The organism is Streptomyces sp. NPDC006510, assembly GCF_040611955.1.
Lineage (GTDB): Bacteria > Actinomycetota > Actinomycetes > Streptomycetales > Streptomycetaceae > Streptomyces.
Genome location: NZ_JBEXPH010000406.1, coordinates 1 through 2,423, shown reverse-complemented (window position 1 = coordinate 2,423; position 2,423 = coordinate 1). Strand labels below are relative to the sequence as shown.

General features: G+C 73.8%; 1 protein-coding gene and 1 pseudogene. Both read right to left on the bottom strand.

The window, feature by feature from the left end:
* Positions 1–954, bottom strand: a 954-nt coding sequence (locus tag ABZY11_RS43940; protein ID WP_356484542.1) for a serine/threonine-protein kinase, incomplete at its 3' end; no start/stop codon positions are given.
* 129 nt (positions 955–1,083) lie between these two features.
* Positions 1,084–2,423, bottom strand: a pseudogene (locus ABZY11_RS43935) (hypothetical protein); the annotation flags it as partial.

Here is a 2,423-nt window from a genome sequence, read left to right as displayed (position 1 = left end):
GGCCGCCGGCTGGGGCAGCCGCGTGGTTCCGGGCCCGGACGGGCCGTCCGGGCCCAGCGAGCGCAGGACCTCGTCGGGGACGCTCTGCGTCGGTACGAACGCCTGGGCGGCCACGGGCTTGCGGCCCTCCATGGCGTCCAGCAGCATCCGTTCCGTCTCCGCGGCCGACGGACGCTCGTCCGGCTCCTTGCGGAGCAGCGCGGTGATCACGGGGGCCAGCGGGCCCGCCCGTCCGGGCGGCGGGGGTTCCTCGGCGACGACGGCCTGCATGGTGGAGATCGGGGACGTGCGGCGGAACGGCGAGCGTCCCTCGACCGCGGTGTAGAGCGTGGCGCCGAGCGACCACAGGTCGGACGCCGGTCCGGGGTCACCGCCGCGTACCCGCTCGGGCGCCAGGTAGTCGATGGAGCCGACCAGTTCACCGGTCCTGGTGATGGTCGAGTCACCCTCGATGGCGGCGATCCCGAAGTCGGTGAGCAGTACCTGGCCGTCCTTGGCGAGGAGCACGTTGCCGGGCTTCACGTCCCGGTGCAGGACCCCCGCCCCGTGCGCGGCGCGCAGGGCGCTCAGCACGTGGAGGCCGATCCTGGCGGCCTCGCGCGGCTCGATCTCACCGGACTCCTTCGCCGCGTCGGCGAGGGACGGGCCGTCGACGTACTGCATGACGATCCAGGGCCGGTTGTCGTACTCGATCACGTCGTGCACGGTGACCACGCCCGGATGCGTGATCCGGGCGGCCGCGCGGGCCTCCTTCTGTGTGCGGGCGTGCAGCACGATCCGGTCGGCCTCGGCGACGTACAGACCGGCGGTCAACTCCTTGACCGCGACCGTGCGGTGCAGCACCTCGTCGTGGGCGCGCCAGACCTTGCCCATGCCGCCGCGCCCGAGGACTTCGCCCAGCCGGTACCTTCCGGCCAGCACCAGTCCCGCGTCCGTTCCCTGTGATCGATCCACGTTTCCCCGCCCCGTTCCTCGGTGCCAGATTACGGAGGGGAGGCACGGCCACGGAACCTCGCACCGCCCACGAGACCGCACTGTGATGCTTGTCGCTCCGTCACCGGCCGGGTGTCGTACGGAGAGGGTTCAGGGCGTCACGCGGTAGGAGGCGATGGCTTGTTCGTAGATGTCCGATACCTTGTCGCGCCGGTTCTCCGGGCCGATGACCTGGATGATGTGGTAGCGGCCGGCCACGACCATCACGAGGTTGCGGGCGTACACCTCGCGTCCCGATGCGTCCTGCCAGGTGAACTGGCCCTCCGCCATGGCCTGTCGCCCGACGTCGATCCGGCGCAGCCCGCTCGACCCCGACCAGCTGGAGTTGCGGAACGGCTGCAACTCCGGTTCCTTGTCGGCCTGGTACGCCAGCGGGTCGTCGCCGTTGGCCTTGACGGTGTCGCGGCCCGGGACGATCAGCAGGCTGAAGCCGTCGCTGCCGTAGCGGATCTGACGGTCCGCGGTGGCGGGGCTGCGCTGCCAGCCCTTGAGCACGCCGACCTCGAAGCCCTCCTGGTCCTTGCGCAGGGTGTAGCCGGGGGCGAGGGCGACGGCGGACCGGCTGGTCTGCGGCTGCTGCGCACCGGGGGACCGCGTCGGGTCGCCGGACCCGCCGCCGTCGGACCCGCCGCTGCCGGGCTCCGGTGAACCGGACGTCGAGGACGCGGGGCCCGTGGAGCGGGTGCCCGATTCGCTGCCCGCCTTGGGCATGAACATCACGGCGTACGCGATGGCCGCGACGAGGGCCAGCAGGATCAGCACCAGGAGCAGCCGCCCGAGCCGCTGCGGCGCCCGCCGCTCGCCGTCACGGGGGCGGGGCGGGGTGCGCAGCGCCTTGGGACCCTTGGGCTCACGCGGCGGCCGGGGGGCCGGGGAGGGCCGGGGGGCCTTCTCCGCCCTGGGCCTGTCATGCCGGTCGGGCTTGTCCTTGGTGTGGCGGTGACGGCCGTGGGCCGCGCTCCTGCCGCGTCGTCTGCGGACCAGCTCGCCCCTGCGGCGTACGACGGGCAGCCGGGCGGTGTCGGCGGACGGCAGGGGTACGACGTCCAGACCGGCCTCGGGCTCGGGCGCCGACCGCACGAGGGAGCGCAGCCAGCCGCTCAGTTCCTCGAAGTCCGGCCGCTCGGTGGGGTCCTGGCGCAGCAGGGACTCGACGACGGGGCGCAGCGGACCGCACTCCTCGGCGAAGGCGGGCGGCTCCCCGCACACCATCTGGACGAGCTCGGCCGCGTTCTCCTCGGGGTAGGGGGCGTGGCCCTGGACTGCGCGGTAGAGCAGCGCGCCCAGCGCCCAGAGGTCGGTGGCGGGCCCGATCGGCGGTGCCAGCCGCCAGTTCTCGTGGACGGGGCCGGCCTGCTCGGGCGCCCAGCGCTCGGTGACCGCACCGACCACGGCGATCCGGGTCTGCCGGGCGCGCTCGGCGGCGAGCG